At 62.8% G+C, this 21,624-nt stretch carries 21 protein-coding genes and 1 tRNA gene; 11 read left to right on the forward strand and 11 right to left on the reverse strand.

Annotation, left to right across the window (positions count from 1 at the left end):
* Positions 1–85: 85 nt before the first annotated feature.
* From SZ64_RS15005 to SZ64_RS15015, 3 genes are all read right to left on the reverse strand, one after another.
* Positions 86–607 (reverse strand): hypothetical protein, encoded by a 522-nt coding sequence (locus SZ64_RS15005; protein WP_156313659.1) that lies wholly within the window; start codon positions 605–607, stop codon positions 86–88.
* Positions 608–698: 91 nt separating this feature from the next.
* Positions 699–3,806, reverse strand: coding sequence for an N-6 DNA methylase (locus SZ64_RS15010; RefSeq protein ID WP_054531569.1), 3,108 nt, complete (start codon positions 3,804–3,806; stop codon positions 699–701).
* Between the two features lie 100 nt (positions 3,807–3,906).
* Positions 3,907–4,329, reverse strand: coding sequence for a hypothetical protein (locus SZ64_RS15015; protein WP_241773051.1), 423 nt, complete (start codon positions 4,327–4,329; stop codon positions 3,907–3,909).
* A gap of 580 nt (positions 4,330–4,909) precedes the next feature.
* Between SZ64_RS15015 and SZ64_RS15020 the strand changes: the two genes are divergently transcribed.
* From SZ64_RS15020 to SZ64_RS15030, 3 genes are read left to right on the forward strand one after another with little or no spacing between them, the layout of a single operon-like run.
* Positions 4,910–5,230 (forward strand): DUF3489 domain-containing protein, encoded by a 321-nt coding sequence (locus SZ64_RS15020; protein ID WP_054531571.1) that lies wholly within the window; start codon positions 4,910–4,912, stop codon positions 5,228–5,230.
* Positions 5,230–5,664, forward strand: a complete 435-nt coding sequence (locus SZ64_RS15025; protein WP_054531572.1) for a DUF2924 domain-containing protein — start codon at positions 5,230–5,232, stop codon at positions 5,662–5,664. Before SZ64_RS15020 ends, SZ64_RS15025 begins: the two co-directional genes overlap by 1 nt.
* Positions 5,657–7,336 carry a recombinase family protein gene (locus SZ64_RS15030; protein WP_054531573.1) on the forward strand — a complete coding sequence of 560 codons (1,680 nt, stop codon included), beginning with the start codon at positions 5,657–5,659 and terminating at the stop codon, positions 7,334–7,336. The genes SZ64_RS15025 and SZ64_RS15030 overlap by 8 nt, the downstream gene beginning before the upstream one ends.
* A 189-nt stretch (positions 7,337–7,525) precedes the next feature.
* On the opposite strand, the gene SZ64_RS15035 is transcribed toward SZ64_RS15030, so the two are convergent.
* Together SZ64_RS15035 and SZ64_RS15040 are read right to left on the reverse strand one after the other, a co-directional pair.
* Positions 7,526–7,612, reverse strand: a tRNA-Leu gene (locus tag SZ64_RS15035).
* Between the two features lie 140 nt (positions 7,613–7,752).
* Positions 7,753–8,616, reverse strand: coding sequence for a zinc-ribbon domain-containing protein (locus SZ64_RS15040; RefSeq protein WP_054531574.1), 864 nt, complete (start codon positions 8,614–8,616; stop codon positions 7,753–7,755).
* Between the two features lie 161 nt (positions 8,617–8,777).
* On the opposite strand from SZ64_RS15040, the gene ftsE reads away from it, so the two are divergent.
* The 5 genes from ftsE to SZ64_RS15065 are packed head-to-tail and all read left to right on the forward strand — an operon-like array spanning position 8,778 to position 12,926.
* Positions 8,778–9,518 carry a cell division ATP-binding protein FtsE gene (ftsE, locus tag SZ64_RS15045; protein WP_054531575.1) on the forward strand — a complete coding sequence of 247 codons (741 nt, stop codon included), beginning with the start codon at positions 8,778–8,780 and terminating at the stop codon, positions 9,516–9,518.
* Positions 9,515–10,426 carry a cell division protein gene (locus SZ64_RS15050; RefSeq protein ID WP_347230267.1) on the forward strand — a complete coding sequence of 304 codons (912 nt, stop codon included), beginning with the start codon at positions 9,515–9,517 and terminating at the stop codon, positions 10,424–10,426. Before ftsE ends, SZ64_RS15050 begins: the two co-directional genes overlap by 4 nt.
* A complete protein-coding gene (locus tag SZ64_RS15055; RefSeq protein WP_241773052.1) occupies positions 10,423–10,968 on the forward strand; it encodes a YdcF family protein in 546 nt (181 codons plus the stop codon). Before SZ64_RS15050 ends, SZ64_RS15055 begins: the two co-directional genes overlap by 4 nt.
* A gap of 18 nt (positions 10,969–10,986) precedes the next feature.
* On the forward strand, positions 10,987–11,670 hold the full coding sequence (locus tag SZ64_RS15060; RefSeq protein ID WP_054531577.1) for a lysophospholipid acyltransferase family protein: 684 nt from the start codon (positions 10,987–10,989) through the stop codon (positions 11,668–11,670).
* Positions 11,667–12,926 (forward strand): Nramp family divalent metal transporter, encoded by a 1,260-nt coding sequence (locus SZ64_RS15065; RefSeq protein WP_054531578.1) that lies wholly within the window; start codon positions 11,667–11,669, stop codon positions 12,924–12,926. Before SZ64_RS15060 ends, SZ64_RS15065 begins: the two co-directional genes overlap by 4 nt.
* Positions 12,927–12,944: 18 nt before the next feature.
* On the opposite strand, the gene SZ64_RS15070 is transcribed toward SZ64_RS15065, so the two are convergent.
* Positions 12,945–13,871, reverse strand: a complete 927-nt coding sequence (locus tag SZ64_RS15070) for a prephenate/arogenate dehydrogenase family protein (protein ID WP_054531579.1) — start codon at positions 13,869–13,871, stop codon at positions 12,945–12,947.
* Positions 13,868–14,998: a histidinol-phosphate transaminase gene (hisC, locus tag SZ64_RS15075; protein ID WP_241773053.1), complete on the reverse strand. Its 1,131-nt coding sequence runs from the start codon at positions 14,996–14,998 to the stop codon at positions 13,868–13,870. Before hisC ends, SZ64_RS15070 begins: the two co-directional genes overlap by 4 nt.
* A 72-nt stretch (positions 14,999–15,070) precedes the next feature.
* Here hisC and SZ64_RS15080 point away from each other — a divergent pair, with 72 nt between their 5' ends.
* The 3 genes from SZ64_RS15080 to SZ64_RS15090 are packed head-to-tail and all read left to right on the forward strand — an operon-like array spanning position 15,071 to position 17,123.
* Positions 15,071–16,174 (forward strand): homoserine O-acetyltransferase, encoded by a 1,104-nt coding sequence (locus tag SZ64_RS15080; RefSeq protein ID WP_054531581.1) that lies wholly within the window; start codon positions 15,071–15,073, stop codon positions 16,172–16,174.
* The gene (gene metW / locus SZ64_RS15085) at positions 16,171–16,761 is read left to right on the forward strand and encodes a methionine biosynthesis protein MetW (RefSeq protein ID WP_054531582.1); all 591 of its coding nucleotides are present in this window, start codon (positions 16,171–16,173) and stop codon (positions 16,759–16,761) included. The genes SZ64_RS15080 and metW overlap by 4 nt, the downstream gene beginning before the upstream one ends.
* Positions 16,762–16,793: 32 nt before the next feature.
* Positions 16,794–17,123, forward strand: coding sequence for a hypothetical protein (locus SZ64_RS15090; protein WP_054531583.1), 330 nt, complete (start codon positions 16,794–16,796; stop codon positions 17,121–17,123).
* Positions 17,124–17,136: 13 nt separating this feature from the next.
* On the opposite strand, the gene fdhD is transcribed toward SZ64_RS15090, so the two are convergent.
* Genes fdhD through SZ64_RS15110 form a run of 4 tightly spaced genes read right to left on the reverse strand, consistent with a single transcriptional unit; the run spans position 17,137 to position 21,533 of the window.
* Positions 17,137–17,907, reverse strand: coding sequence for a formate dehydrogenase accessory sulfurtransferase FdhD (gene fdhD / locus SZ64_RS15095; RefSeq protein ID WP_054531584.1), 771 nt, complete (start codon positions 17,905–17,907; stop codon positions 17,137–17,139).
* A gap of 23 nt (positions 17,908–17,930) precedes the next feature.
* On the reverse strand, positions 17,931–18,158 hold the full coding sequence (locus SZ64_RS15100; RefSeq protein WP_241773054.1) for a formate dehydrogenase subunit delta: 228 nt from the start codon (positions 18,156–18,158) through the stop codon (positions 17,931–17,933).
* Complete coding sequence (fdhF, locus tag SZ64_RS15105) at positions 18,155–21,001, reverse strand: formate dehydrogenase subunit alpha (protein WP_054531585.1); 2,847 nt, start codon at positions 20,999–21,001, stop codon at positions 18,155–18,157. Before fdhF ends, SZ64_RS15100 begins: the two co-directional genes overlap by 4 nt.
* Positions 20,991–21,533, reverse strand: a complete 543-nt coding sequence (locus SZ64_RS15110) for a molybdenum cofactor guanylyltransferase (RefSeq protein ID WP_054531586.1) — start codon at positions 21,531–21,533, stop codon at positions 20,991–20,993. Before SZ64_RS15110 ends, fdhF begins: the two co-directional genes overlap by 11 nt.
* Positions 21,534–21,624: the final 91 nt, after the last annotated feature.

The raw sequence follows: 21,624 nt of genomic DNA on the forward strand, positions 1-21,624 counted from the left end.
CGTGAACCAAGCTACTAGTTTTACTGTGATGCGTGCAGCGTCTTCGGTATCGCGCTCTGGCGTTTGAGCCTGACATGCAGTTACTTCAGGGCCAAGCGAGTAGCCGATGCACAACTTCTATGTCGCAATCGTCGACTCGATCATGGCGCGACGCGAACGGATCATCGTCGCTGCTGGCCGATAGGGATGAGAGACGCAGGGCGGGGGTTCGCGCCGTCAGCGCGCGGCGCAGGGCGCGTCTCGCAGAGACGGTGTTTCCGTCCATCACATAGCCGAGCATTAGCGCATAGGGCAGCCCTGGAGAATATTTCCCGATGAGGAAACGGGCGAGGCCCTCGTCGAGATATTCCCGGACGAGTGCCTTCTTGCCCGATTTGAACGGCACGTTGAGACGCTTGCATTCGCATGCCAGATAGACGTCTTCGTCATCGCCCATCGTCAAAACGAAATCGATGTCGCTTGAGAGATGGGCCGTTCCGTCAGGCCGCTCGGTCAAAAGGGAATATTGCGGCACCAATCTTCCAGGTACTTTTTTGGATCGGATAAGTGCGAGTACCAGCTGCTCGGTTATCGGATCTTCGCGTGTCAGGGTGCCCTTGATGGGCATAAGCGGGGTCAGACAGACTGGCCATGTCTCGTCTATGGCGGCGAGAACTCGGTCACCCAGAGATCGGAAATGCGGGAGCCACGCGCTCGGATCACCTACCAGCACTGACGAGCCCCACCTCGGAGGCGCGATGCTGGGCGCGCTGAAATTCCGCCGCTACATCTTCCGCATCTGCCAGTGCGGTCGACACAAGCCAGTGGCGGAGTTCAAGTGGCTTGACCAAGAAAAGGTCGTTTCCGACCGCCACACGAAGGTCAGGGACCGTTTGAATATTGCCTGTAATTATGTGCGGAAGACGCTGCGCGATGTCATCGAGAACAGCCTCCACATCGCCGTCCGGCGGCGGATGCGTGTCGACATCGGTTTGCAGGAGGCTGAGGCGCAAAATTCCGAGATCAGTCGAGGTCGCGATCATTTGTGCTGCTACGGGTCGATCGAACCATCCCCCCAATGAATCGCTTATGGTTTTCGCATAAGTCGACCGTGCTTCATCGGAGCTGCGCATCCAGAGTTTCTGGATTCCAGCGTTGCGACGCGGCTGCATCGCCGGAATAATATAATCGAAGGTTTCGTCGATAATTGCGTTATCGTGCTCATCGAGGCCGTAATAGCGATACACGAGCTCATCGAGCTCATCGTAAGCTGAGTGGTCTGACGCAACCGGGGCTGCGTCGCTAAGCAGCTTGTCGATCAGTTGAACGATTTGCTCCGCTGCCTCGTTCGCCACCGCTGGATCAGGCATCGAATGCGGCTTGGCAAAGGGTAGCTTTAAAAGCTCAGTTTGAAGAATCTTCGCGCGATCGGTCCCCAGATTGGCGGTTTCATGAAAGTAGAACCAGCCAGCAAGGCGACTGTTGAGTATTCCAGTGAGCAGCTTGGCGTCCCGCTTATCTGTGGTCGGCACGGCGAGTGACTGCAGCGAATCCTGAAAGATAAAGTCCTGATCGCTATAGGCTGCCCGCAGTCTTCCCACGGCCCGTTCAATCCCTTGAGGGATCAGAATATGGGGGGCGTAAAAGCCGTCAACAAAGCCGCGTCGCCTTGCTTGACCGGGAAGCCAATTGGGATGCTGCGCCACATGTTGCTGAGGCGGAACAACCAGACCTGTTAGCCCATCCGCATCGAGAAATGGAAGCTTCTCTAGTTCCGGGAGTGGTTTGGTCTCATACTTTCCGGCCTCCACCCTGTCGCGCAGCGCTGGCTGGAAACCTTGGCCAATAATCCAGTGCGATGATCGCGTTGCCCCGGCCCCGCGAGCACGCTTGGACTCCACGACATATTCACCGAGCCGCGGCAGGCTCTTAAGGAACTGGAGCAGCCGCTCCTCAGGCGAGCGCGTCCACAGCCGTCGCTTGAACAGCGCCGGATCGGCGTCCACTTCGTCGCTTCGTAGCCGTAGTCGGTCCGAGCTGCGGAGCATCAGTATGCGCTTGAGCCGCAACGTCAGATCGGCTTTCGGCACCCAATAGTCGAAACGATATGGAAGCCGTTGTGCATCTTCCGGGACAGGCCGGAACAGTGCGAGTCCGGTGGGACGCTCAGCGCCATCGAAAAGCTGAAAACACAAATCCGAAAAATTGATAATCCGCTCAACTCGTGCGAACTTGAGGAATAGGCGACGCGCCGTCTGCGCCGACGTGTTGTGAAACACCCCCATCGCCGGCAACAAGAAGGCGATGAGACCATTGGGTTTGACGACCTTGAGCGCCTTCCAGATGAAGCCCCATGCAATATCGTTTGCTGGATCTGGTCGGTTATGCGTCTTGCACCAACGCTGCGCGAACGTCGCTTCGCCGCTACGCCCTTTCCAAGGCGGATTGCCAACAATGATGTCGATTGCGGGCTGGTCATCGATCGCGAAAAAGTCCTGGCCCGGCAGTAACGTCACCCGGTAGAGCGATGGCAACAATTTTCCCTTGGCGATCAGCTGTGGAAGATCGCGCGGATTGGAGTGCTCCAGCAATGCGATGTAGAGAGAGAAGGCGGCGACGCGTACGGCCGTCGCGTTAATATCTCCGCCGCGCAGCCGCTTGGCTATCGATGTCAGATCTTCCCAGGCGACGAATCTTCGACGCTCAGTGCGTCGGCGATCTGCGACCAGTCGTTGAAAAATTCGAACAAGGAATACGCCCGAGCCGCATGCCGGGTCGGCGAACACTCCCGACTGCTTTTGCTCGGTCGAAATCGCTTCCCAGAGCTGGTTCACGACGACGTCCGCCAAGAACATGGGCGTGTAAAATGCTCCGTCCGCATTCTTCTTGACCGCTTCTTCTTTGAGGAAGCGATCGTAGACCGCGCTGATCAGTGCGACCGGGATATATTTGAAGTCGTAGCCAAAGAAGCGGAGTTGCCCGTTCGTCATCTCCTCGCGCCCATGGCGAAAACGCCCCAAAACGCCGAGATGGGATGTCTTCACCTGGGGCGGCTTCGGGCCGTCGAGGTCGAATGCACATGGCGCGTTGAAGATGTCCCCGTTGAATGCGCCGCGGAGCCAAATGAAGAGGTCTTCGAAATGCGTCGTTGTGGAGGCCGCGAGAATATCTGCAAAACTCGTGCATTTTTGATCGGATGCATCCTTGAACACTTCCGGTCCAATGATGCAGCGATCCTCAAGATAGGCGATGAACATCGACTGCATTAGCAGCGCCTGGGCCGCATCAATACCCAACGATGGATGCAGCTCGCGATAGGCAGCGAGAAGGTTGTCCAATAGTACGCTGTCTACACGGTCGGATGGATCGAAAAACTGATCATGCTCGATCCAATAGCGGCCAGATTCGGCCGAACGAACCAACTCGCGAACATCGAGGGCATCGCGGACCAGCGAAAGGGTCTCGATCAGCCTTGGATCTTGGCCACCTCCACCACCCTCCAGCTGAAATGGACGACGAACAAGGGAATAGGCTCGTAGCTCGTCATCGCTGATGACAAGCAACAGGCTCATAACGCCCTGATTCCAAAGCGCACGATGCACCGCGTCAATTGCATCCGCGGTCACACCAGCATCAGCGAGAAAAGCAATGGTGGGCACCTGCTCGATGCAGAACACGGCCGATAGGCCGAGCTCCTCCAAGGCAAAGCGGATCGCATCCGCATGCGGCCCGGCATCAATCTCATCGCCCGGCTGATACAGCTCAGGGGCGCGACGTTGGCTGAGCGCCAATGCTTCGCGCCACGCGTCAGGCATCTCCTGCGTCATGCCCCGGCACCTCCGAAGCCAATTAAGACGCCGGGGATTATAGCTCTGCGTTTAGAACAAAACAAGAACAATATTGCTCTTTGCTGAGTTGGAGCGCCTATCACAATATGGCCCTCACATATGGCGCCATGACCTTGCGGACCCGGCATATATCGGCAGTGGTCAACAAAGTTTCAGCATCGACGGCGCGTTGCTCCGCGGCAATTCTGAGTGCATCGACAACCTGGTCCAACCCGATCTTTGCGCGATGCTTGAAACAGTCACAGAATGTCTTCGCGAGCGAAGTCACAGAAACCGCAACCCCGTCTATCCGATGTTGCTCGATGCCTGTCGCAAATGCCGCGCCCGATGCACGGACCACGCGAAGATCGAAAGTAGGGCTCGTGGGCGCCCACGCCTTTGCGGGCAGCAGCATCCAAATCTCGAGCGGCGCCTTTGCGATGACGCCGTGCACATGAAGTGCAGAAATCAAGCCAACGACGCCTTTTGGTATCGCTCGTGCCGCTTCGGCAAGGCCGTGCATGGCGGTTGCCTTTGCACCTGCGAGTTCATAACGGCCGCGAGCTGTGCGAACGAGCAGCCCCTCGTCTCGCAACCGCGATAGGTAAATCCGCGGTACGCCGGCGTTTTCGAAATCACGAGTGCGCGCTATCCCGTTTGAACGCGCAACTTCTAACGCGCGCTGTTTGAGAGCGGACCCTTCCATGAGAAAGTTGTTACGATTCCTAGGACATGAATTCAAGAGTCCGAGAAATCGTAACGAGATCAGCGCGGGGGGGCGGGACGGCGCGGGGTGATTCTGAGGCGTGCGAAGCCGCTGCCGAAAACGTCGAAGGTGCCGATCAAATCGATGTCACGGTCGCAAGCTGGCAACCTTATCCCACCGGTTTCAAATGTCCGTTTCTCCAAGTTTGCCGCATAGAACCTGCCGATCTGAAATCGGCCCCTTGCAGACATAGGTCGCAGGTCAACGAACGACGGCTTTCGACGAGACAGATTGAAACCTGCTATGGCCGATTTGTTGGCGGAAGCAGTCCTTCAGCACGTTCCATTCGACTTTGCTGCGAAGCTGAGCATTGGTGTTCCTGTGAATCGTGGCCGGCATGCCCGGCACAGCCCTGACCGATGTGATCGGCAGGGCTGCGGGTGGTGGGACCGGCATGGCGCTGGATCCTCAATGGAGACCACCCATGACCGCATCACGGAAGACATCCGAGACCTCAGCCCCGGCCCGCAAGATCGACCAGGTGCTTGCCTTGCTCCACCGTAAGCAAGGAGCGACGGCGGCGGAGATCGCCGCGCTCACCGCTTGGCTGCCGCATACAGCCCGGGCGGCCCTGACCGGCTTGCGCAAAAAGGGTCATGTCATAACCAAGACAAAGCGTGACGATGCAAACTGCTACCGCATCACTGGGCAGGCCTGATGGCCAACCGGAGCAAGCGGCTCGATCAGGACCTGGCTGCGCTGGCGAACATGTCGTCAGTGCAGCTAAAGGAGCGCTGGCTGGCAATGGGATATGAGGCACCCCCCTTGGTGCCTCCGGCGTTGCTGCGTCGCCTGCTGGCCCAGCGGCTGCAAGAACGCCGGCATGGTGCCCTGCCGGTGATGGTTGTGCGCGAACTTGAACGAATAGCCTGTGGCGCACCGCTGGCTGCTCCGGCAAATCGGCGAACAGGGCTCACCAAAGGCACCCGACTGATCCGGGAGTGGAACGGCCAGACCATCGCCGTGGAGGTGGTTGAGGGCGGGTTCATCATGGGCGGGCTGACCTATCGCTCGCTGAGCGAGATTGCCCGCGAGGTAACCGGTACCCACTGGTCAGGTCCGCGCTTCTTTGGACTGCAGCGCAATGGCTGAGAAGACCTTGCGCTGCGCGGTCTACACCCGCAAATCGACCGAGGACGGGCTGGAGCAGGAGTTCAACAGCCTTGATGCGCAGTATGAAGCCTGCGCTGCCTATGCAGTGAGCCAACGGCATGAGGGCTGGCTGCTGTTGCCAGACCGCTATGATGACGGGGGGTTCTCCGGCGGCAATATGCAGCGGCAGGGGTTGCAGCGCTTGCTGGCCGATGTGGCCGCCGGCAAGGTCGATATCATCTTGGTATACAAGATCGATCGACTGACCCGCAGTCTGGCCGACTTCGCCAAGATAGTTGAAGTGCTCGACAAGGCCGAGGCGAGTTTCGTATCGATCACCCAGTCGTTCAACACCACCACCAGCATGGGACGGCTTACGCTCAACATGCTGCTGTCATTTGCCCAGTTCGAGCGCGAGGTTACCGGTGAACGCATCCGCGACAAGATTGCTGCCTCCAAGCGTAAGGGGATGTGGATGGGCGGGCCAGTTCCACTCGGCTACGAGGTCAAGAACCGCAAGCTGGTCGTGAATACTGGAGAAGCCGACACCGTCCGTCACATCATGCAGCGATATCTGGAGGTTCGCTCGGTGGTTGTGCTGGCCGAAGAACTGAACCGCGAAGGATATCGGACCAAGCTGCAGATCCGAGCGAGTGGGCCACATCGCGGCGGCTGCATTTTCCGGCGAGGCACGCTCTACCACTTACTCGCGAACCCCATCTACCTGGGCAAGATCGTCCACAAGGGCGAGGTTTTTACCGGTGAGCACCCGGCAATCGTCTCCCAAGGACTGTGGGACGAGGTGCAGCAAACCCTCAAGGCCAATGCTTCAGGTACGTCGCGGCGTATCAAGTTCCAGCAGCCCAGCCTTCTGGTGGGAATGCTGTATGATGGGGAAGGCAGGGCCATGACCCCAAGCCACGCCACCAAGCCAGGCAAGCGCTATCGTTACTATGTTACCCGGCCTGACCTGATCGATGGTTCTCCTGCATGGCGGGTATCGGCCTTCGATCTTGAGCAGCTGGTGTGCCAGCACATTGCGGAACTGCTCGGCGACCAGCAGTTCCTCTGCCGGCTTGTTCCAAATACGGAGGCCGCCGCCATCCAGAAAACCACCGCCGCGGGCGATCTTGCTGCAGCAACTCTGCGCAGCGGCTCGGCACATGACAGGGCAGCATTGCTTGAGGCCATCGTTGATCGGATTAATCTTGGCGATGGTGGGATTGAGATCATGACCACCCATTTTCGGATCAGCGGTGCGCTGGAGTTAGGCAACGGAGAGGATGTTTTGGCCGAGCCCATCATCCTCGGGCTTCCGGCCACCAAGGTGCGGCGCGGACATCAGCTGCGCTTGGTAATACCCGGTCCCGAAGACCTGAGCGCCGCCCCCAAACGGCGGAATGAGAAACTGGTATCGCTGGTGGCTGAAGCCTATGCCGCGCGGCAACTGATCCTGTCACAGCCCGACCAGTCGATCGCCAACATCGCGGCGGCTGCGGGCAAGTGCCGTACCAGGCTGGCCAAGCTAGCCTCGCTCGCCTGCGTCGCACCTGATATTGTGACCGCCATTGTTCAGGGACGGCAGCCCGCCTCCTTGTCCAAGCGCGCCCTACTTGAGGCGGAGCTTCCACTCTCATGGCCGGAGCAGCGCCGCGCTCTCGGATTCGCCTGAGGTCCTTCTCATTGCAGTCAGAATTTTGACGCCAGAGACGGCGGGCACTTTGCGTCGAGAAATTGCGTCCGTTGTGTCGGTCTCTGACTTCACCTGCCCGCAGAGCACACCTGAAATCCGGCGCTACTGCGCCGGAAACGAGGTCCACTGTAATGGGATTCCCCAACTGGGGAGTTTTTCAGGACTGTTTGGTGCGGTCGAGAAGACTCGAACTTCCACGGGCTTTCGCCCACAACGACCTCAACGTTGCGCGTCTACCAGTTCCGCCACGACCGCAAAATCGACAAGGGCCGGCTGGCCCTCGCGGGGTAGGAGCGCGCCCTTAGCAAAGCGATTTCACCCCTGCAAGCGCGCTGGAGCGACTATTTTCGCGGCACTGTCATTTATTGGGGGCCTGGAACGGCCGCCGGACGGCTTTAGTTGGGTTTCCAGCCGATTTCCGCGAATTTCGCGGCCTTGGGTACATCGGTGACCGCTTCGTTGATCGTCACGCTTTCACCGGGGGCCAGCGTGCGCTGCGGCGGGGCCACTTCCCAGCTATAGACGATGCGTTCGCGCGCATCGCGCAGCACGATCAGGATCGGCGGCATATTGCGCGTGACCTTGCCGACATTGGTGACCGTGCCGCTGGCGCCGAAATATTCCGTGCCGTTGGGCAGCTTGCGCCGTTCCTGCTTGTCCGCCGGGAAGTTCAGCACCAGATCGCTCTGCCCCAGGCCGAAGGTCGGGCGGCTGATCGGCACCCAGTCGGGCAGGCCCCAATAGCTGACCGCGAATACGGCCCCCATGGCAAACAGCGCGAAGATCGCCGCCGCATAGGTCCACAGGCGCAGCACGTTGCGGCGCGGGCGGAACGGGGGTTCGTGCTCGAACTGGGAATAGGTGTCTTCCCCATAGCCTTCCGGCTCGGCCACAGGCTCGGGCGGGGGCATATGTTCGCCCGCGATGGCCTGCGGCGGCGGCGGAGGTTCCTCCACCGGCGCGTAATACTGGGCCGGGGCTGGTGCCGGCTCGGGCGGGGCGAAGCTGGAAAAGCCCGGTCGTGCATCCGGCTCGCGCCCGGGCACGTGCTGCGGGGCCGGAGTGGGGGACGGCATCGGAGCGGGCGCCGGGGCCGGTGCAGGGCGATGCGCTGGTGCAGCCGGAGCCGCCGCTGCGGCAGGCCCTTCCTGGAACCAGCTATGGCGGCACTTGGCGCACCGTACGGTACGGCCTTCGAGGCCGATCGCGCTGTCGGGAACCACATAGCGCGTCGCACATGCTGGGCAGGCGATGATCATCGTGGGAATAGCTTAAGGCACATGCGCGAATCACTATCAAGAGTCACAGCCTGTGAGTGGTGCCCGTGTGTGGCTTTTTTCCACACCGATCACCCGCTATAGCCGCAACGCATGGCCGAAATTAACCTTGTCCCGCCACTGCTTGCGGATATGCCACGGGTATGAACATGCCTGAGGGGGATATTGTCCAGTTCGACAATGTCGGGCTGCGCTATGGCGCCGGCAAGGAAGTGCTGAGCGACATCTCCTTCACGCTCTATCCCGGCAGCTTCTATTTCCTCACCGGGGCCAGCGGCGCGGGCAAGACATCGCTGCTCAAGCTGCTCTATCTGGCGCAGCGGCCTTCGCGCGGGGCGATCCGCATGTTCGGCACCGATGTGATTACCCTGCCGCGCAGGAAACTGCCCGGCTTCCGCCGCCGGCTGGGCGTGGTGTTTCAGGACTTCCGGCTGGTTCAGCACCTTTCCGCCTTCGACAATGTCGCCCTGCCGCTGCGCGTTTCCGGGGTGCGGGAAAGCGATCTGGTGAAGCCGGTGGCCGATATGCTGGAATGGGTGGGGCTGGCGGATCGCGCCGATGCCCGCCCGGCGACCCTTTCGGGCGGGGAACAGCAGCGCGTGGCCATTGCCCGCGCGGTGATTGGCCGGCCCGACATGCTGGTGGCCGACGAGCCGACCGGTAACGTCGATCCCGATCTTGCCCTTAAGCTGCTGCGCCTGTTCGAGGCGCTCAATCGCCTTGGCACGACTGTGGTGGTGGCCACGCACGATCTGCATCTGCTCAAGAAAGTGCCCGAATCGCTTATCATGCGGCTCGACAAGGGGCGGCTGAGCGATCCCACCGGCGCCTTGCGCTATCCGCCCCGGCGGCCTTTCGCCCCCATAGAGGACGATCTGCCGTGATTTCGCTGGGGAGGGAACGCAAGGCGCAACTCGTCCCGCAGGCGCGGCTTACCGGGCCGATGCCGTGGGTGATTGCCATCATGGTGGCGCTCACCACTATCGCGGCGGCAGGCGGGCTGGCGCTGAGCAATCTTGCCCAGGCCGCCCGGGCCGAACTTTCGGGCGGGCTGACGGTACAGATCGTGGAGGCGGACCCGGAGGAACGCGGCAGGCAGGCGGAACTGGCGGTTTCCCTGCTGGCCAATGTCCAGGGGGTGGATACGGTTACCCGTGTGGCCGACAGCGAATTGCGCGAGCTGATCGAACCCTGGCTGGGGGAAGACATCGGCGGCAACACTGGCGGGATGGCGGGCGAAGCCGTGCCGATGCCCGCGCTGATCGACGTGCGGCTGAGCGGGCCGGTTACCGACAGCAGGCTGAAGCGCATGCGCGCCGTGTTGCAAAACAAGGTTCCCGCCGCGCAGGTCGATGCCCAGTCCAGCTGGCTCGCGCCGGTCTTTGCGGCCATCGCCTCGCTCCAGTGGCTGGCACTGGGGCTTGTGGTGCTGCTGGCGGGGACCAGTGCGGCGGCGGTGTGGCTTGCCTCGCGCAGCGCGCTCGGCTCCAACCGCGCGACGATCGAGATCGTGCACCTGCTGGGCGGCACGGATGGACAGATCGCGCGGATATTCCAAAGGTCCATAGGCATAGATGCGCTGCTGGGCGGCGCGGTTGGCCTGGGTTTCGGCGTGTCCGCCGTGCTGCTGCTGGGGCGGCAGTTCGCCGCTCTCGGTTCCGGCATGATCGCGGGCGGGGGACTTGGCTGGCCAGACTGGTTGGCGATTGCGGCAATCCCGCTTGCCGGAGTATTGATCGCCATGTTCACCGCGCGGCTTACCGTGCTCGCGGCGCTCAGGAAGATGCTGTGAGGTTTGGGCAAGTGATCCGCCGTGCGCTTGGCGCAGTCTTTATCGTGTGGGCCCTCGGCTTCTTCTGGTTCGCCGTGTTCCTGCCCGGCCCGGCGGGCGATGCAAAGACGGATGCGATTGTCGTGCCCACGGGGGGCGAGGGGCGGATCGCGCGCGGGCTGGATATGCTGCGGCGCAGGCAGGCGCAGCAATTGCTGGTGAGCGGGGTGGACGGCGATGTGAAGCCGCGCGAATTCGCCGCCGAATATGATGTCGATCCCGCACTGATGGCCTGCTGCATCACGCTGGGTTTTGCTGCACTGGATACCAGAGGCAATGCGGCCGAAACGGCGGCATGGGTGGGGGAACGCAATGTCTCTTCCCTGCGGCTCGTCACTACGGACTGGCACATGCGCCGCGCCGCGCTGGAACTGTCGTCGGAGATTCCGGGCGATGTGAAGATCGTGGAGGATGCTGTCCGTTCCAAGCCGTCGCTGCGCATCCTGCTCCTTGAATATCACAAGCTGATCGCGGCCTTCCTGGCGCGCCTGCTGCCCTGGTAATCGGCAAGGGGGATCGCAATGGGGAACGTGCTGCGCAGCCTGGCCTTCTATCTTGTGTTCTACGGGTTCAGCGTGGGCTTCGTGATCGCGGCGGCCATCGGCGCTGCCATGGGCCCGCGTTTTTCGCATACGGTGCCCGATGCGTGGAGCGCCTTCCATCGCTGGTGCGTGGAAAATCTGCTGGGCATCCGCGTGGTGGTGGAAGGCATCCGCCCGGAAGGCCCGGTGCTCTATGCCTTCAAGCATGAGAGCTTCTTCGAGGCGATCGACGTTGCCCGTTCGCTCCACCGGCCGGTGCCCTTCGCCAAGGAGGAACTGTTTCGCATTCCTTTTTGGGGCAAGGCGGCGCGCGGCTATGGCGGGGTGCCCGTCGCGCGCGATCAGGGGGCAAAGGCACTGCGCTTCATGCTGTCGGAGGCGAAGCGCCAGTCCGCCACCGGGCGCCCGATGGTGATCTTCCCCGAAGGAACCCGCGTGACCCATGGCGAACACGCGCCGCTGCGCGCTGGCTTTGCTGGCCTGTACAAGGTGCTGGGCCTGCCGGTGGTGCCCGTGGCAGTGAACAGCGGCCCGCTCTATCACCGCCTGTGGAAGCGTTCCGGCACAATCACCCTGCGCTTCGGCGAAGCGATTCCCCCCGGCCTCCCGCGCGACGAAGTGGAAGAGCGGGTGCGGATCGCGATCAATGCCCTCAACCCATGAAGGCGCCGGAAAAAGACCCGTCGCTGATGGAAGTCCTTGGCCCCGGCCTGGTGACGGGCGCGGCGGATGACGATCCCAGCGGGATAGGCACCTACAGTCAGGTCGGGGCGCAGTTCGGCTACGGCATGGCCTGGACGATGTTTTTCGGCTTCCCGCTGCTCGCCGCGATTCAGGCGATCTGCGCGCGGATCGGGGCGACGACCGGGCGCGGCATCGCGCGGAACCTGCGGCGGCATTATCCGCTGCCCCTGTTGCAGGGTGCGGTGTTGCTTCTGCTGCTGGCCAACATCATCAATCTGGGCGCGGATCTGGGCGCGATGGGCGCCGCGCTCGCCTTGCTGCTGCCCGGCCCGACCCTGGCCTACACTGCTGCATTCGGGCTGCTGAGTGTGCTGCTGGAAGTGTTCCTGAGCTACAACAGCTATGCCCGCATCCTCAAATGGACCACGCTTTCGCTGTTCGCCTATGTCGGCGTGGTGTTCGTGGCGCATGTCCCGTTGGCCGACGCTGCGCGGGGCACTCTGGTGCCGCATTTCCGCTTCGACCGGGATCATGCCATGGCATTGGTGGCAGTGTTTGGCACTACGATCAGCCCTTATCTGTTCTTCTGGCAGGCGGGTCAGGAAGTGGAGGAACAGCACCGGCGCCACATCAAGCCGCTGCATGTCACCCCCAGCAACCGTGCCCAGCGGGAACTGCGGCGCATCCGCACCGATACGCTGATCGGCATGGGCTTTTCGCACCTTGTGGCCCTGTTCATCATCATTGCGACCGCCGCAACGCTTCACGCGAACGGAGTGCGCGATATTGCAAGCGCTGCACAGGCCGCCGAGGCCCTGCGGCCGATTGCCGGTGATCTGACCTTTGCCCTGTTCGCGCTAGGCATCATCGGCACCGGCCTGCTGGCCGTGCCCATTCTGGCCGGCAGCGCCGCCTATGCGCTGAGCGAGGCCTTCGGCTGGGTGGAAGGGCTGGACCGCAAGCCGCGCGAGGCCCGGGCCTTTTACGGCGCGATCGCGGCGGCCACCCTGGGCGGGGTTGCGCTCAATTTCCTGTCCATCGACCCGATGCGCGCGTTGTATCTGGCCGCCGTGGTCAATGGCCTGCTGGCCCCGCCGCTGATGGTGCTGACCATGCTGATCGCAAGCAATCGCAAGGTGATGGGCAAGCTGGCCGTGCGCGGCTGGCTGGCGGCGGCAGGTTGGCTATCCACCATCGTGATGTCGGTGGTGGCGGCGGTATTCCTGCTGTCCTGAGCGAGCTGCCCCGATGCTTCAGCCCTGATGATCCTTGCGCCCGAAATCGGGCCGGGCATCATCCTGCCCCAGCGCCACGATGGAGCGGCGGATGGCGCGAGTGCGAGTGAACAGCTCGAACAGTGTATCGCCGTCACCGTCGCGGATCGCGTCCTGCATGATCGAAAGATCGTCGAGGAAGCGCTGCAGCATCACCAGCACTGCGTCGCGATTGTTCAGGAACACATCGCGCCACATGGTCGGGTCCGAAGCGGCAATGCGGGTGAAATCGCGAAAACCGCCGGCGGAATATTTGATCACTTCGCTGCGGGTCACATCTTCCAGATCGGAAGCCGTGCCGACAATCGTATAGGCGATCAGGTGAGGGATGTGGCTGGTTACCGCCAGCACCAGATCGTGGTGCTTGGGGTCCATCGTTTCCACCATCGCGCCCAGCGCTTCCCAGAAGAAGACGAGGCGCGCCACGCTGGCCGCATCGGCCCCGGCTGGCGGGGTGACGATGCACCAGCGCTGCTGGAACAGCGTGGCAAAACCAGCATCCGGGCCGCTATGCTCAGTCCCGGCAACGGGATGGGCGGGCACCACCGGATTGGCAGGGAAGATTTCGCTCAGGGACGCGGCGATGGTCTGCTTGGAAGAGCCGACATCGCTGATCATCGTGCCTGGCGCGATATAGGGCGCCATGTCGCGCGCGACGTCGGAAATCGCGCCTACCGGCACGCAGAAGATCACCAGGTCGGCATCGCGCACGGCTTCTTCCGGGGTATCGCAGACCACGTCGGTCAACGAACGTTCCTGCGCACGCTTGCGCACGGCCGGGTCCGCATCGAAGCCGACCGTGGCCGTGCCGGGAATGTGATCGCGGATGGCCAGCCCGATGGAGCCGCCGATCAGGCCCAACCCGATGATCGCGACCTTGCCGAAGGGGGCGGGGGCCGGGCTCATCGCGCGGCTTCCGCCAGTTCCCGCAGGATCGCCGCGATCTCGGTCATCTGTTCGGTCGTGCCGATGGTGATGCGCAGGCCCTGCGGCAGGCCCTGCCCCGGCAGCCAGCGCGTGGCATAGCCGCGCTCTGCCAGACCATCATGCGCCATCTGGGCTGTCAGCTTGCCCTCGAACAGGGTCAGCACGAAATTTGCCTTGCTCGGCAGCGGGCGCAGGCCGTGATTGCCCAGCGATTCCAAGACGGCGACGAAGCGTGCGCGCTCGGCCAGATTGTGCTGGCGCGAATGTTCGACGAAGTCCTGATCCGCCAGCGCGGCAATGGCGGCGGATTGGGCCACGCCGGAAAGGTTGAATGGCCCGCGAATGCGGTTGAGCATGGAGACCACTTCGGCGGAGCCAGTGCCCCAGCCGATCCGGTCCCCCGCAAGGCCATAGATCTTGGAGAAAGTCCGCGTGACGAGCACGTTTGGCGCGGAGGCAGCCAGCGCAAGCGCGCCGTCATCGTCTTCCGGGGTGAGATATTCGGCATAGGCCTGATCGACCACGAACAGCACATCCGCGGGCAGGGCAGCATGCAGGCGCGCGATTTCGCCCTTGGGCAAGTAGCTGCCGGTGGGGTTGTTCGGGTTGGCCAGAAATACGACGCGGGTCTTCTCGTTCACCAGCGCCAGCAGCGCTTCCACGTCGGTGCCGTAATCGAGATCGGGCGCCACCACCGGCGTCGCCCCGCAGCGGCGGGCGGCAATGTCGTAGACCGAAAAGCCATAGCGGACATATAGCACCTCGTCCCCCACCCCGGCATAGGCCTGTGCGGCAAGGTTCAGCAACTCGTCCGACCCGGTGCCGCAGACGATGCGGTCCGCCGGGATGCCGTTCAGTTGGCCCAGCGCCTCGCGCAGGGCGACTGAATCCGGATCGGGGTAACGATCGGGCAGCGGGGCGCTGCGGCGGGCTTCCAGCGCAGCGGGGCTGGTGCCCAGCGGGTTTTCATTGGCCGAAAGCTTGATCAGCTCGCGCCCGTCCGCGCTGCGCGACTTACCCGGCACATAGGCATGGATCGATGCGATCCACGGCTTGGGCACGGGGGCTTTTGCGGGCTGCTCTGGGCTGATCTTCTGTTCGGACATAACCCGCGGGCGCATAGCTGTGTTCGCGCGCAATTGACAGCCCGCTTGGCGTCCCCCAAGTCGCATGGCGCAATGGCCACCATTCTGACCTCCACCAGTGCCAAGCTAATTCTGCCCGAAGCGTTGCCGCTGGATAGCGGGCAGGCGCTGGAAGGGGTGGAAGTCGCTTACGAGACCTATGGCGAGCTGGCGGCGGACAAGGGCAATGCGATCCTGATCTGCCACGCGCTGACGGGCGATCAATATGTCGCCAATCCGCACCCCATCACCGGCAAACCGGGTTGGTGGTCGCGCACGGTGGGTCCGGGCAAGCCGATCGATACGGACCGGTTCCATGTGATCTGCGCCAATGTGATCGGCAGCTGCATGGGGTCCACCGGCCCGGCCAGCCTTGCACCCGATGACCAGCCCTATGGCATGCGTTTTCCCGTCATCACCATCCGCGACATGGTGCGCGCGCAGGTCGCCCTGCTCGATGCGCTGGGGATCGAATGCCTTCATGCCGTGGTCGGTGGATCGATGGGCGGGATGCAGGCGCTCAGCTTCGCGGCCAATTTCGGGGAGCGGACGCAGCGCGTGCTGGCCATCGCTACCACTGCGCGCCATTCCGCGCAGAACATCGCCTTCCATGAAGTGGGGCGGCAGGCGATCATGGCTGATCCCAACTGGCAGGGCGGCGCCTATTACGGCAGTGGGCGCGGGCCGGATGCGGGCCTCGCCGTGGCGCGCATGGCCGCGCATATCACCTATCTTTCCGAGGCGGGGCTGACCGACAAGTTCGGGCGCCGCCTGCAGGACAGGGATTCCAAGAGCTTCGGCTTCGATGCGGATTTCCAGGTGGAAAGCTATCTGCGCTATCAGGGGATCAGCTTCACCAACCGGTTCGATGCCAATTCCTATCTCTATATCACCCGCGCGATGGATTATTTCGATCTGGCGGAAGAGCATGGCGGCAGGCTGGCCGATGCCTTTGCCCGCACCAGCGCGCGCTTCTGCCTGATCAGCTTCGATACGGACTGGCTCTATCCCACTGCCGAATCGCGCAACATCGTCCACGCGCTCAATGCCGTGGCCGCGCCGGTCAGCTTCGTGGAGCTTTCCGCGCCCTATGGGCATGACAGTTTCCTGCTGGATGTTCCGGCGCAGGACCGCGTGATCAAGGGGTTCCTTGAATGAGCCGTATGCGGCCTGACCTTGAAATGATCGCCCGGCACATTCCCGCCGGTGCGCGGGTGTTGGATGTCGGCTGTGGGGACGGCACGCTGATGGCCGCCCTGCGCGATGGGCGCGGCGTGGATGCGCGGGGGCTGGAACTCAGCCCGGAGAAGGTTGAACTCTGCGTCAGCAAGGGGCTGTCGGCCATTCAGGGCGATGCCAATCGCGATCTGGCCGAATACCCGGATGGGGCGTTCGATTATGCGATCCTCAGCCAGACCCTGCAGACGTCGGAGCGGCCGGATCAGATGCTGGACCAGTTACTGCGCGTGGGGCGGCAGGCCTTCGTCAGTTTCCCCAATTTCGCCTATTGGCGCATGCGCCTTTCGCTGCTGGTGAACGGGCGGATGCCGGTGACGCCGCACCTGCCGGTCAGCTGGTACGAGACGGAGAATATCCATCACCTGACGATCGCGGATTTCCGCGCATTGCTGGTGGAGAAGGGCGTGAAGACCCAGGGCTGTTGGTTCTTCACCCATGACCGGGAAGTGGGTTCCACCGGCGCGAACTGGTGGGCCGAACATGCGGTGTTCCAGCTGAGCCGGTGAGTTCGGCGGAACGCAGCGGGGAGAGATAGGAAATGTCCGGAAATATCGCAGGCGCCCAGAGTGCCGGGAAAAGCTACGAAGCCGCGCGCGAGGCGACGCGCAGGGCCGTATTCCTCAACGTGGCGCGCTCCCTCGATAGTGGCGAAGAACACCGTCAGGGCCTTGCCGCAGTGTTCCAGGCCTGTCGCGAACGTGCACTGGAAGCCGGCGCCGCCTGCGGGATGACGATGGAACAGGTCGATGCGGATATTTCGCAGATCTGTGACGAGGACGTCGTCAGCCTGCGTGCCGCGACGGATGAGGAATTCCGCGCATTCGCCAATGAAAGCGGCGAAGTGGTGCAGCGCTTCCTGCTGGGGTAAGCGGCGCGGCTCGTCAGGCCGGTACGTTGACTGCCAGCACGCTGTCATCGCGCGCCAGACACCACAGGCTCAGCCCGGCGGCGGTGGCGCGGTCCACGGCCATTCCCGTGGGCAGCGAGATGGTGACGAGGCGGGTTGCCCCGGCTCGCACGGCCTTCTCCACGATTTCGTAGGAACAGCGGGCGGTGGAAAGGATGAAACCTTCCGCCGGGTTCACCCCCGCCTTGGCCAGCGTGCCGATCAGCTTGTCCATCGCATTGTGCCGCCCGACATCTTCGCGGGCGTGGAGGATCGTGCCGTCCTCGCTGACGAAGGCGGCGGCATGGGCGGCGCCTGTCGCACGGCCCAACTGCTGGTAATCGCGCAGGTCGCCCAGCGCGCGGAAGATTGCTTGCGGATCGAGCGCAGTGTGATCCGGCACTTTGGGCAGGGGTTTTGCCACTGCGTCCAGATTTTCAATCCCGCATAGCCCGCAGGAGCTTTCCGCAACCCGCGCCCGAACACGTTCGGTCAGTTGCTCGATGCCAAGGCCGGTGAGGCTGGCCCGCACGATCCAGCCCTTCTCGACTTCGACCACGTCGATATCGGACAGGTCGGAGGGCTGCTTTGCCAGCCCTTCGGTGAGAGCGAAGCCGAGGGCGAAATCCTCAAGATCGTTGGGACTGGCCATCATCACGGCATAGGCCAAACCGTTGAATTCCAACGCCACCGGAACTTCCGGCACCCATTGGCGCGCGGCATCGCGGCGCGAACCATCGCGCGCGATCTCGACAGGTCCGGTCATGGCTATGCGCCCGGGTTGGCCGCTCAGGCCGCGCTCTGCTGAGCGTCGGCCTTGAGCTTTTCGATGGCTTCGCGCGCGATCGGGGTCAGTACGGAAAGATCGTCCGCGAAGATGCCCGCCTTCATGCGCGGGTCCCAGAACTTCCAGATGTGCTCGGCCGTGGCCGCCACCGCTTCCTCATGGCCGCGGGCCTTGAGGTTGTTGGCGATCTGGTCCGCCATGCGGCGGAGCTTTTCCTGGGTGCTGCTCATTCTGCAGGCTCCACATGGGCGATGCGGCGCGAACGCTCGCTCAGTTCGGCATATTCCTCCTGCCAGTCGGAGGGGCCGTTGGACGGGGTTACCTGAACGGCGGTCACCTTGTATTCTGGGCAGTTGGTTGCCCAGTCCGAATAGTCGGTGGTGACGACGTTCGCCTGCGTCGCAGGGTGGTGGAAGGTGGTGTAGACGACGCCCGGTGCCACGCGGTCGGTCACGACCACACGCAGGGTGGTTTCGCCGGTGCGGCTGGCAAGGCGTGCCCACGAGCCATCGGCAAGGCCGCGATTTTCGGCGTCGGTCGGGTGCATTTCCAGCACGTCCTCATGATGCCAGACGACGTTTTCGGTGCGGCGGGTCTGCGCGCCGACATTGTACTGGCTGAGGATACGGCCGGTGGTGAGCAGCAGCGGGAAGCGCGGGCCGGTGCGTTCGTCGGTGGGGACATATTCCGTCACCACGAACTTGCCCTTGCCGCGTACGAAGCCGTCCACATGCATGATCGGCGAACCGTCCGGGAACTTCTCGTTCACCGGCCACTGCAGCGAACCTTCGCGTTCCAGACGTTCCCACGAAACGCCGGTGAAGGTCGGCGTCAGGCGGGCGATTTCGTCCAGGATTTCGCTGGGATGGCTATAGTTCCAGTCGCAGCCGATGGCATTGGCCAGCATCTGGGTGATTTCCCAGTCGGCAAAGCCATTGGCAGGTTCCATCACCTTGCGCACCGGCTGGATGCGGCGTTCGGCATTGGTGAAGGTGCCGTCCTTCTCAAGGAAGGTCGAACCCGGCAGGAACACGGTGGCGTAGTTCGCGGTTTCGTTCAGGAACAGGTCGTGCACGATCACCAGATCCATCGCGGCAAGGCCGGCGGCGACGTGGTGGGTATCCGGGTCGGACTGGAGAATGTCCTCGCCCTGGATGTAGATCGCACGGAAGGTGCCATCCACGGCCGCGTCGAGCATGTTGGGAATGCGCAGGCCCGGTTCCGGATCGAGGCTGACGCCCCAGTCCTTTTCGAACAGTTGGCGCGTCGCGCTGTCGGACAGGTGGCGATAGCCCGAAAGCTCATGCGGGAACGAGCCCATGTCGCACGAACCCTGCACGTTGTTCTGGCCGCGCAGCGGGTTCACGCCCACGCCGCGGCGGCCGATATTGCCGGTCACCATGGCGAGGTTGGCAATGGCCATCACGGTGGACGAACCCTGGCTGTGTTCGGTCACGCCCAGGCCGTAATAGATCGCGCCATTACCGCCTGTGGCGTAAAGGCGCGCAGCCTGACGCACGGTTTCGGCGGGCACGCGGGTGACGGCTTCGAGATATTCGGGGCTGTGCTTTTCGTCCGAAACGAAACGCGCCCAGTCCTGATATTCGTCCCAGTCGCAGCGTTCGCGGATGAAGGCTTCGTCCGCCAGGCCTTCGGTCACGATCACATGGGCAATGCTGGTCAGGACGGCCACATTGGTGCCCGGCTGCAGCGGCAGGTGGTGCTGCGCATTGATGTGGGGCGAACGGACGAGGTCGATCCGGCGTGGATCGATCACGATAAGCTTTGCACCCTGACGCAGGCGGCGCTTCATGCGGCTGGCGAACACGGGGTGGCCGTCGGTGGGGTTGGCACCGATCAGCAGGATCACATCGGAATCCATCACCGAATCGAAATCCTGCGTGCCGGCGCTGGTGCCGAAGGCCTGCGACAGGCCGAAGCCCGTGGGCGAGTGGCACACGCGGGCGCAGGTATCGACATTGTTCGATCCGAAGCCGCCACGGATCAGCTTCTGGACGAGGAAGGTTTCCTCATTGGTGCAGCGGCTGGAAGTGATGCCGCCCAAGGCGCGGGCGCCGTAGGTTTCCTTGATCGACTTGATCTTGGCGGCAGTGAAGCTCAGCGCTTCTTCCCAGCTGACTTCCTGCCAGGGCTGGTCGATGGAATCGCGGATCATCGGCTTCAGGATGCGGTCCTGATGGTTGGCGTAACCCCAGGCGAACCGGCCCTTCACGCAGCTGTGGCCGCGATTGGCCTTGCCGTCCTTCCACGGCACCATGCGGACGAGCTGTTCGCCCTTCATTTCCGCACGGAAGGTGCAGCCCACGCCGCAATAGGCGCAGGTGGTGACCACGGCGCGTTCCGGCTTGCCGAGTTCCTTCACGCTCTTTTCCATCAGCGCGCTGGTGGGGCAGGCCTGCACGCAGGCGCCGCAGCTGACGCATTCGGAAGAGAGGAAATCGTCGCCCGTCTGGCCGGCGCTGATCTTGGAGGCAAAGCCGCGACCATCGACGGTCAGGGCGAAGGTGCCCTGCGTTTCGCCACAGGCGCGCACGCAGCGGCTGCAGACGATGCACTTGTCGGGCGAGAAGTCGAAATAGGGGTTAGACGTATCGACGTCCTGCCCCATGTGGTTTTCACCCTGATAGCCGTAACGCACATCGCGCAGGCCGACATTGGCTGCCTGATCCTGCAGCTCGCAATCATTGTTGGCCGAGCAGGTGAGGCAGTCCAGCGGGTGATCGGAGATATACAGCTCCATCACGCCCTTGCGCAGCTTTTCAAGGCGCGGGGTCTGGGTGTGGACCACCATGCCCGGGCCGACCGGCGTGGTGCAGCTGGCGGGCGTGCCGCGCGCGCCTTCGATCTCGACGAGGCACAGGCGGCAGGAACCGAACTGGTTGAGGCTGTCGGTCGCGCAGAGTTTGGGGATTGAGCCGCCGCATTCCGCCGCCGCGCGCATCACGGTCGTGCCGGCAGGCACGGTGACTTCGCGGCCGTCGATCGTCAGGGTTACCTGTTCGTCGGACTTGACTTCGGGGGTGCCGAAATCGGCTTGGCGTTCATATCCCATTGCGCTTCTCCGCTGCGGCAAGATCCGCAGGTGTATTGATATTAGCAGGCTTTGCGCCGCTTTTCACGTTGGTCGCGCCGATCGCTTCGGCGAATTCTCTCATCGAATGCTTACTATCGCTGGCCAGAATGGTTTCCACCACGCTGGCCGCATTCGCGGGCCAGTGCCCGATTACCGGCTGATCGCCCAGAAAGCAGGGCGGGTTGGCCAGCAGTCCGGGCAAATCGGCCGGAAGGTCGAAACTGTCGACGCTGCAGGTCAGCACGCTGTCGAACCTGTTTTCGTTCGCATGCCGCAGACCGGCAGCGATGCCGCCCAATGGACCCATGCCCGGGGCAGGCCAGTCGGAAATGCAGCGCGTCGTGCCGGTTTCCGGGCCACTTTCGCGACCGGCGATCACGACTTCGTCGCACCAGGCGTTCAGAGTGCCGATCGAACGGCTGAGCAACGAGCGCCCGCCCAGCGTGGCGAGCGCCTTGTCGCTGCCGAAACGGCTCGATTGCCCGCCAGCCAAGACCACTCCGAGGATCACTCCAGCCCAACTCCCGCGCGGCCGGCAAGGCCGCCGATTCCGCGCATTATCCTTTGTAAGTTCTACCTACAAACCGCCTTTGGGGCAAACA

It is taken from the genome of Erythrobacter sp. SG61-1L, assembly GCF_001305965.1.
Taxonomy (GTDB): Bacteria; Pseudomonadota; Alphaproteobacteria; order Sphingomonadales; family Sphingomonadaceae; genus Andeanibacterium.

What these genes read in the sequence shown, in the direction of transcription:
- SZ64_RS15005 (WP_156313659.1), bottom strand. Translation starts at nt 607, where the DNA reads ATGCCCATCAAGGGCACCCTGACACGCGAAGATCCGATAACCGAGCAG.
- SZ64_RS15010 (WP_054531569.1), bottom strand. Translation starts at nt 3,806, where the DNA reads ATGACGCAGGAGATGCCTGACGCGTGGCGCGAAGCATTGGCGCTCAGC.
- SZ64_RS15015 (WP_241773051.1), bottom strand. Translation starts at nt 4,329, where the DNA reads ATGCACGGCCTTGCCGAAGCGGCACGAGCGATACCAAAAGGCGTCGTT.
- SZ64_RS15020 (WP_054531571.1), top strand. Translation starts at nt 4,910, where the DNA reads ATGCCCGGCACAGCCCTGACCGATGTGATCGGCAGGGCTGCGGGTGGT.
- SZ64_RS15025 (WP_054531572.1), top strand. Translation starts at nt 5,230, where the DNA reads ATGGCCAACCGGAGCAAGCGGCTCGATCAGGACCTGGCTGCGCTGGCG.
- SZ64_RS15030 (WP_054531573.1), top strand. Translation starts at nt 5,657, where the DNA reads ATGGCTGAGAAGACCTTGCGCTGCGCGGTCTACACCCGCAAATCGACC.
- SZ64_RS15040 (WP_054531574.1), bottom strand. Translation starts at nt 8,616, where the DNA reads ATGATCATCGCCTGCCCAGCATGTGCGACGCGCTATGTGGTTCCCGAC.
- ftsE (WP_054531575.1), top strand. Translation starts at nt 8,778, where the DNA reads ATGAACATGCCTGAGGGGGATATTGTCCAGTTCGACAATGTCGGGCTG.
- SZ64_RS15060 (WP_054531577.1), top strand. Translation starts at nt 10,987, where the DNA reads ATGGGGAACGTGCTGCGCAGCCTGGCCTTCTATCTTGTGTTCTACGGG.
- SZ64_RS15065 (WP_054531578.1), top strand. Translation starts at nt 11,667, where the DNA reads ATGAAGGCGCCGGAAAAAGACCCGTCGCTGATGGAAGTCCTTGGCCCC.
- SZ64_RS15070 (WP_054531579.1), bottom strand. Translation starts at nt 13,871, where the DNA reads ATGAGCCCGGCCCCCGCCCCCTTCGGCAAGGTCGCGATCATCGGGTTG.
- hisC (WP_241773053.1), bottom strand. Translation starts at nt 14,998, where the DNA reads ATGTCCGAACAGAAGATCAGCCCAGAGCAGCCCGCAAAAGCCCCCGTG.
- SZ64_RS15080 (WP_054531581.1), top strand. Translation starts at nt 15,071, where the DNA reads ATGGCCACCATTCTGACCTCCACCAGTGCCAAGCTAATTCTGCCCGAA.
- metW (WP_054531582.1), top strand. Translation starts at nt 16,171, where the DNA reads ATGAGCCGTATGCGGCCTGACCTTGAAATGATCGCCCGGCACATTCCC.
- SZ64_RS15090 (WP_054531583.1), top strand. Translation starts at nt 16,794, where the DNA reads ATGTCCGGAAATATCGCAGGCGCCCAGAGTGCCGGGAAAAGCTACGAA.
- fdhD (WP_054531584.1), bottom strand. Translation starts at nt 17,907, where the DNA reads ATGACCGGACCTGTCGAGATCGCGCGCGATGGTTCGCGCCGCGATGCC.
- SZ64_RS15100 (WP_241773054.1), bottom strand. Translation starts at nt 18,158, where the DNA reads ATGAGCAGCACCCAGGAAAAGCTCCGCCGCATGGCGGACCAGATCGCC.
- fdhF (WP_054531585.1), bottom strand. Translation starts at nt 21,001, where the DNA reads ATGGGATATGAACGCCAAGCCGATTTCGGCACCCCCGAAGTCAAGTCC.